The organism is Stenotrophomonas sp. YIM B06876 (genome assembly GCF_030711595.1).
In the GTDB taxonomy this organism is placed as follows: domain Bacteria; phylum Pseudomonadota; class Gammaproteobacteria; order Xanthomonadales; family Xanthomonadaceae; genus Stenotrophomonas.
The window spans coordinates 1-7484 of the sequence record NZ_JAUJUJ010000057.1; the positions used below are offsets into that span (position 1 = coordinate 1).

A 7484-nucleotide genomic window follows, 5' to 3' on the forward strand; every position below is an offset into this window, starting at 1 on the left:
GGCATGGCGGCCAGCAGGGCCTCGGTGTAGGGGTGCTGGGGCGCGGCAAACAGCGCGGCCACGGCGCTTTGCTCCACCACCTGGCCGGCGTACATCACGGCCACGCGCTGTGCCATCTCCTGCACCACGCCCATGTTGTGCGTGATCAGCACCAGCGCCATGCCGCGCTCTTTTTGCAGGTTGCGCAGCAGGTCGAGGATTTGCGCCTGGATGGTCACGTCCAGCGCCGTGGTCGGCTCGTCGGCGATCAGCAGGCGCGGGTTGCAGGCAATGGCCATGGCGATCATCACGCGCTGGTTCATGCCGCCCGACATCTGGTGCGGGTAGTCGCTCAGGCGCGCGCTGGCCGAAGGAATGCCGACCTGCTCGAGCAGTTCGGTGGCGCGCCTGCGGGCCGCTGCCCGGTCCATCTTCAGGTGCAGGCGCAGCACCTCCATGAGCTGGAAGCCGACGGTGAAGCAGGGGTTCAGGCTGGTGGTCGGGTCCTGGAAGATCATCGCCACGTCCTTGCCGACCAGGCTGCGGCGCTGCCGGTCGGACAGGCCGAGCAGGTCGTGGCCGGCAAAACGCAGCTGCTCGGCGCGCACGCGGCCCGGGAAGCCGATCAGGCCCATCAGCGCCATCATGGTGACGCTCTTGCCCGAACCCGATTCGCCCACGATGCCCAGCACCTCGCCCTCTTCCAGGCGCAGGCTGACGCCGTCCACGGCGTGCATCACGGCGCCCTGGGTGGGGAACGCTACGTGCAGGTTGTCTATTTCAAGCAATGCCATCGCGTTCACCGTTTGAGCTTGGGGTCGAGCGCATCGCGCAAGCCGTCGCCGAGCAAGTTGAAAGCCAGCACCGCGATCACGATCATCAGCCCCGGCAGGGTCACGACCCACCAGGCGCGCATGACGAACTCGCGCGCATCGGCCAGCATGGTGCCCCACTCGGGCGAGGGCGGCTGCGCACCCAGGCCCAGAAAGCCCAGCGCGGCCGCGTCCAGAATGGCCGTGGACACGCCCAGCGAAGCCTGCACGATGAGCGGCGCCGCGCAGTTGGGCAGCACCTCGCTGAACATCAGGCGCAGCGTGCCGGCGCCGCTGATGCGCGCGGCCGTCACATAGTCCTTGGACACCTCGCTGATGACGGCGGCGCGCGTGATGCGCACATAGTGCGGCAGCACCACCACGGCCACGGCCAGCATGGCGTTGATCAGGCCGGGGCCGAGAATGGCCACGATCACGATGGCCAGCAGCAGGCTGGGCAGCGTCAGGATGATGTCCATGAGGCGCATGATCGCCACCTCCAGGATGCCGCGGTAGAAGCCCGCCACCAGCCCCAGGCTCACGCCCAGGGCGAGCGCGATCAGCACCACCGCCGCGCCGATGGACAGCGACAGCCGCGAGCCATGGATCAGGCGCGAAAGAATGTCGCGCCCGATGGCGTCGGTACCCAGCAGGTAAGTGCTGGAGCCGCCGGCCTGCCAGAACGGCGGCTTCAGAAAAGCCGCGCTGTTCGTCTGGTCGGGAGCGTGCGGCGCGATCAGCGGCGCAAACAGCGCCATCAGCAGCAAGGCGCACACCACCACGAGGCCGAACACCGCGCCCTTGTTGGCAGAGAAGGCACGCCAGAATTCGCGCAGCGGGCCGGGTGGCACGGGGGGCGCTGCTGCGCCCCGAGCAAGAGTCGTCAAAGCCATGGGGTCAGCACCTTCAGCGGCTGGCGCGGATGCGCGGATTGATGATGCCGTAGGTCACATCGACCAGCAGGTTGACCAGCATCACCACGCTGCCCAGCAACAGCATGCCGCCCTGCAGCACCGGATAGTCGCGCCGGTTGATGGCCTCGATCAGCCACTTGCCGACACCGGGCCAGGAGAAGATGGTTTCGGTCAGGATGGCGCCGGTGAACAGCACGCCGACCTGCAGCCCGATCACGGTGACCACCGGGATCAGCGCGTTGCGCAGCGCATGCAGGGCCACCACGCGAAAGCCCGACAGGCCCTTGGCGCGCGCGGTGCGGATGTAGTCCTCGCCCAGCACTTCGAGCATGGCCGAGCGCGTCATGCGCGCCACCACCGCCAGCGGGTTGGTGCCCAGCACGATGGCCGGCAGGACCAGGTGCTTGAGCGCCGAGAAGAACGCCTCGGTTTCGCCCGCCATCAGCGCATCGAGCAGCAGGAAGCCCGTGACCGGCTCGATGTAGTGCATCACGTCCATCCGGCCCGACACCGGCGTGAGCCCGAGCTGCACCGAAAAAAACATGATGAGCAGCAGGCCCCACCAGAAAATCGGCATCGAATAGCCAGTCAGCGAGACCGTCATCACGCCATGGTCGAACCACGAATTGCGCTTCACGGCGGCGATGATGCCCGCCGGTATGCCCAGCAGCAGCGCGAACAGAATGGCGCAGACAGCCAGCTCGATGGTGGCCGGAAACAGCGTCAGGAACTCGTCGAGCACCGGCACCTGGGTGATGATGGATTTGCCCAGGTCGCCCTGCAGCACGCGGCCAATATAGATGCCGTACTGCGTGAGCACGGGCTTGTCGAGCCCGTACTCGACCAGCAGGGCGGCATGGCGCGCGGCATCGATGCCGCGCTCGCCCGCCATGGTTTCTATGGGGTCGCCGGGAACCAGACGGATCAAAAAAAACGCCAGCAAGGTCATGCCGAAAAAGGTCGGAATGAGCAGGCTGACGCGCGTGAACAAAAAGCGCAGCATCGATGGATGATGCCCGAGAATCGGGCTCCTTCCGCCTAGGGGTTTTCGCCAAAAGAGCCCTCGCGGCAAGCCCTTTTGACCCCTCTCAAGGCAGCGGCTATTTTTTGTCGCGCAGTTCGCGGCGCAGGATTTTCCCGACCGGAGTCTTGGGCAGTTCGGTGCGGAATTCGATCACCTTGGGCTGCTTGTAGCCCGTGAGGTTGGTGCGGCAGAACTCGCGCACCTGGGCCTCGGTCAGGTCGTCGGATTTCTTGACGATGACGAGCTTGACGGCCTCGCCCGTCTTCTCGTCGGGAACACCGACCACCGCGCATTCGAGCACGCCCGGGCAGCCGGCCACCACGTCTTCGACCTCATTCGGATAGACGTTGAAGCCGCTGACCAGCACCATGTCCTTCTTGCGGTCCACGATCTTGAAGTAGCCGCGCTCGTCCACCACGCCGATGTCGCCGGACTTGAAGTAGCCGTCTTCGGTCATGGCCTTGGCGGTTTCGTCGGGGCGCTGCCAGTAGCCGGCCATGACCTGCGGGCCCTTGATGGCGATTTCGCCCGGCTGGCCCGGCGTGGTCACCTCGCGGCCCTCATCGTCGAGCAGCTTCATGTAGGTGCTGGGCAGGGGCACGCCGATGGTGCCGGTGAATTCCTTGGCGGTCACCGGGTTGCAGCTGGCCGAGGGGCTGGTCTCCGACAGGCCGTAGCCCTCGCAGATGGGGCAGCCGGTCTTCTCCAGCCACAGCTTGGCGACGGCGCCCCGCACCGCCATGCCGCCGCCCACGGAAACCTTGAGGTTCTTCCAGTTGACGGTGTTGAAGTCGGGGTGGTTGGCCAGGCCATTGAACAGCGTGTTCACCGCCGGGAAGCTGTGGAACCTGTGCTTGGACAGCTCCTTGAGCACCGCCGACAAGTCGCGCGGATTGGGGATCAGGATGCTCTTGCCCCCGGTGCGCATGCTCAGCATCATGTTCACCGTGAAGGCGAAGATGTGGTACAGCGGCAGGGCGCAGATGCTGGTGGGCTGCTCGCCCTCGGGCACCTTGCCCATCGCAGGCTGGTTCCACGCCTCGGACTGCAGCACATTGGCGATCACGTTGCGGTGCAGCAGCACCGCGCCCTTGCTCACCCCGGTGGTGCCGCCGGTGTACTGCAGCAGTGCGATGTCGTCAGGCTTGATGTCGGGCTGCTTGAGCGTGCCGCGCCTGCCCTGCGCAATGGCGTCATTGAAGCGCACGGCGCCCGGCAGGTTGTAGGCCGGCACCATCTTCTTGACGTTGCGCACCACGTAGTTGACCAGCGCCCCCTTGAGCAGGCCCAGCTGGTCGCCCATGGCGCACAGCACCACATGCTTGACGGCCGTTTGTGCAATGCACTGCTGCAGGGTGCTGGCGAAGTTTTCGATGATGACGATGGCCTTGGCGCCAGAATCCTTGAGCTGGTGCTCCAGTTCGCGCGGCGTGTAGAGCGGGTTGACGTTGACCACCACAAAGCCCGCGCGCAGCACCGCCGCCACCGTGACCGGATACTGCGGCACATTGGGCATCATGAGGGCCACGCGATCGCCCTTGACCAGGCCCAGCCCCTGCAGATACGCCGCCATGGCGCGACTCAGCGCATCGGTTTGCGCAAACGTCACCTCCTTGCCCATGAAGCTGTAGGCAACGCGCGCGGCATGGCGGCGAAACGCTTCGTCCATCAAGGCCACCAGGGACGGGTATTGCGCAGGGTCGATATCGGCAGGCACGCCCTGCGGATAGGCGGCCAGCCAGGGGCGATCGATCATTCTTGTCTCTCCATACTTCTTGTTGCAATCGAACCGGCGATTGTCGAGGCAGGCACCAGTCCAGTATGTTTGTAGTTTCCCTAGGGCTGCGTGCTTCCAGCGAGTCCGGCTATTCAATGGCCTTGACCATCTCCTCGACCACCTTCTTGGCATCGCCGAACACCATCATGGTCTTGTCCATGTAGAACAGCTCGTTGTCCAGGCCCGCATAGCCCGAAGCCATCGAGCGCTTGTTGACGATCACGGTCTTGGCCTTGTAGGCCTCCAGGATCGGCATGCCGTAGATCGGACTGCCCTTGGTGTGCGCGGCCGGGTTCACCACGTCGTTGGCGCCGAGGATGATGGCTACGTCGACCTGGCCGAATTCGCCGTTGATGTCTTCCATCTCGAACACCTGGTCGTAGGGCACCTCGGCCTCGGCCAGCAGCACGTTCATGTGGCCCGGCATGCGGCCCGCGACGGGGTGGATGGCGTATTTGACGGTAATGCCCTTGTCGGTGAGCTTCTGCGCCAGTTCCTTGACTGCGTGCTGCGCACGCGCCACCGCCAGGCCGTAGCCCGGCACGATGACCACGGTCTCGGCGTTGCCGAGCACGAAGGCGGCGTCATCGGCACTGCCACTCTTGACGGGCCGCTGCGCCTGCGCGCCGCCCGCCGCAGCGGTGCTGGCCTCGCCACCGAAGCCACCCAGGATCACATTGAAGAACGAGCGGTTCATGGCCTTGCACATGATGTAGCTCAGGATCGCGCCCGAGCTGCCCACCAGCGAGCCGGCGATGATCAGCATGCTGTTGTTGAGGCTGAAGCCAATGCCGGCTGCCGCCCAGCCCGAATAGCTGTTGAGCATCGACACCACCACCGGCATGTCGGCGCCGCCGATGGGGATGATGATGAGCACGCCGAGCACGAAGGCCAGCGCCAGCATGGCGAAGAAGGCCGTCCAGTTCTCGGTGGCCATGAACACCAGCCCCAGGCCCACCGTGGCCAGGCCCAGCACCAGGTTGAGCAGGTGCTGGCCGGAGAACTGCACCGGCGCACCCTGGAACAGGCGGAACTTGTAGGTGCCCGAGAGCTTGCCGAAGGCAATCACCGAGCCACTGAAGGTGATGGCGCCGATGGCCGCGCCGAGGAACAGCTCCAGCCGGTTGCCGGCGGGAATCGGGCTGCCCTTGGCCGCAATGCCAAAAGCGTAGGGCTCGACCACGGCCGCCACGGCGATGAACACCGCAGCCAGACCGATCATGCTGTGGAAGAAGGCGACCAGCTCGGGCATCTTGGTCATCTCGACCGTCTTGGCGCGCCAGGCGCCATAGCCCCCGCCGACCACCAGGCCGAGCAGCACCCAGGCCAGCCCCCCGACCTTGCCACCCGAAATTTCGACGATCAGCGCCGCCGTGGTCAGCGCGGCGATGGCCATGCCAAGCATGCCGAACAGGTTGCCGCGGATCGAGCTGGTGGGGTGAGACAGGCCCTTGAGCGCCTGGATGAAGCAGACGGAAGCCACCAGATACAGCAGCGTGACGAGATTCATGCTCATTTGGCGGCTCCTGCATCGGCGGCCGCAGCAGCGGGCACTTTTTTCTCTTTTTTCCGGAACATCTCCAGCATCCGGCGTGTCACCAGAAAACCGCCGAAGATGTTGACGGCGGCGAGCGCCACCGCCAGCACGCCCATGGTCTTGCCCAGGGGCGTGTCTGTCAGCGCGGCTGCCAGCATGGCGCCCACGATGACGATGGCCGAGATCGCGTTGGTCACCGCCATGAGCGGCGTGTGCAGCGCGGGCGTGACGGTCCAGACCACGTGGTAGCCGACATAGATGGCCAGCACGAAGATGATGAGATTGATGATGGTGGGGGAAACCATGTCCATGGCTGCTCCTTAGTTTGGCCAATGATCGGGGAGGGAGGCGTGTCGCGCGTGCCGCCAAGCCTGGCAATCGGCGGCGGAAAGCTTGCGCCACCGAGCGGCGCCAGATCCACCCTGGGGCGGCCGGCTGCCGGAAACACTTTGGATGGCTGCAACGATCCTCATGCGCGCCTCACCGTTCCCTGGTGCGTGACCAGACACGCCGCCACGATGTCGTCATTCAGATCCACCTGCAGCGNATCGGCGGCGGAAAGCTTGCGCCACCGAGCGGCGCCAGATCCACCCTGGGGCGGCCGGCTGCCGGAAACACTGTGGATGGCTGCAACGATCCTCATGCGCGCCTCACCGTTCCCTGGTGCGTGACCAGACACGCCGCCACGATGTCGTCATTCAGATCCACCTGCAGCGCGCCGTCCTTGTCGATCACCAGCTTCAGGAAGTCGAGCACGTTGCGCGCATACAGGGCCGAGGCATCGGCCGCCACCAGCGCAGGCAGGTTGGTTTCACCGACCAGGGTGACGCCGTGCTTGGTCACCACGGCATTGGCTTCTGTCAACGGACAGTTGCCGCCCTGGATGGCGGCCAGATCGACGATGATCGAGCCGGGCTTCATGGCCTTGACCATGTCTTCGGTGACGAGCACCGGCGCCGCGCGGCCCGGAATCAGTGCGGTGGTGATGACGATGTCAGCCGCCGCCACGCGCTTGGCCACCTCGGTTTTCTGGCGGTCCAGCCAGCTTTGCGGCATCGGCCGGGCGTAGCCACCCACGCCTTCGGCGGCTTCTTTTTCCTCCTGGGTTTCGTAGGGCACGTCGATGAACTTGGCGCCCAACGACTCGACCTGCTCCTTGACGCTGGGGCGCACATCGGAAGCCTCGATCACCGCACCCAGGCGCTTGGCCGTGGCGATGGCCTGCAGGCCGGCCACCCCTACCCCCAGGATCACCACGCGCGCGGCCTTGACGGTACCGGCAGCGGTCATCAGCATGGGGAAGATGCGCTGGTATTTGTCGGCGGCCATCATCACCGCCTTGTAGCCGGCGATGTTGGCCTGCGAGCTCAGCACGTCCATGCTCTGCGCGCGCGAGGTGCGCGGCGCGGCCTCCAGCGCATAGGCGCTCAGGCCGGCCTGC

At 65.6% G+C, this 7484-nt stretch carries 7 protein-coding genes; all 7 read right to left on the bottom strand.

The window, feature by feature from the left end; all coding sequences use genetic code 11:
* Positions 1-773, bottom strand: a 773-nt coding sequence (locus QZH66_RS14110; protein WP_305806574.1) for an ABC transporter ATP-binding protein, incomplete at its 3' end; no start/stop codon positions are given.
* 5 nt (positions 774-778) lie between these two features.
* Positions 779-1642: an ABC transporter permease subunit gene (locus QZH66_RS14115; protein WP_305806575.1), complete on the bottom strand. Its 864-nt coding sequence runs from the start codon at positions 1640-1642 to the stop codon at positions 779-781.
* A gap of 55 nt (positions 1643-1697) precedes the next feature.
* Positions 1698-2708, bottom strand: a complete 1011-nt coding sequence (locus QZH66_RS14120; RefSeq protein ID WP_305806576.1) for an ABC transporter permease subunit — start codon at positions 2706-2708, stop codon at positions 1698-1700.
* 97 nt (positions 2709-2805) lie between these two features.
* Entirely contained in the window at positions 2806-4485 is a 1680-nt protein-coding gene (locus tag QZH66_RS14125) for a long-chain-fatty-acid--CoA ligase (protein ID WP_305806577.1), read from the bottom strand.
* Between the two features lie 109 nt (positions 4486-4594).
* A complete protein-coding gene (locus tag QZH66_RS14130) occupies positions 4595-6022 on the bottom strand; it encodes an NAD(P)(+) transhydrogenase (Re/Si-specific) subunit beta (RefSeq protein ID WP_305806578.1) in 1428 nt (475 codons plus the stop codon).
* Complete coding sequence (locus tag QZH66_RS14135; RefSeq protein WP_305806579.1) at positions 6019-6354, bottom strand: NAD(P) transhydrogenase subunit alpha; 336 nt, start codon at positions 6352-6354, stop codon at positions 6019-6021. The genes QZH66_RS14130 and QZH66_RS14135 overlap by 4 nt, the downstream gene beginning before the upstream one ends.
* Positions 6355-6682: 328 nt before the next feature.
* The coding region (locus QZH66_RS14140; protein ID WP_305806580.1) for an NAD(P) transhydrogenase subunit alpha at positions 6683-7484 on the bottom strand (802 nt) is incomplete at its 5' end.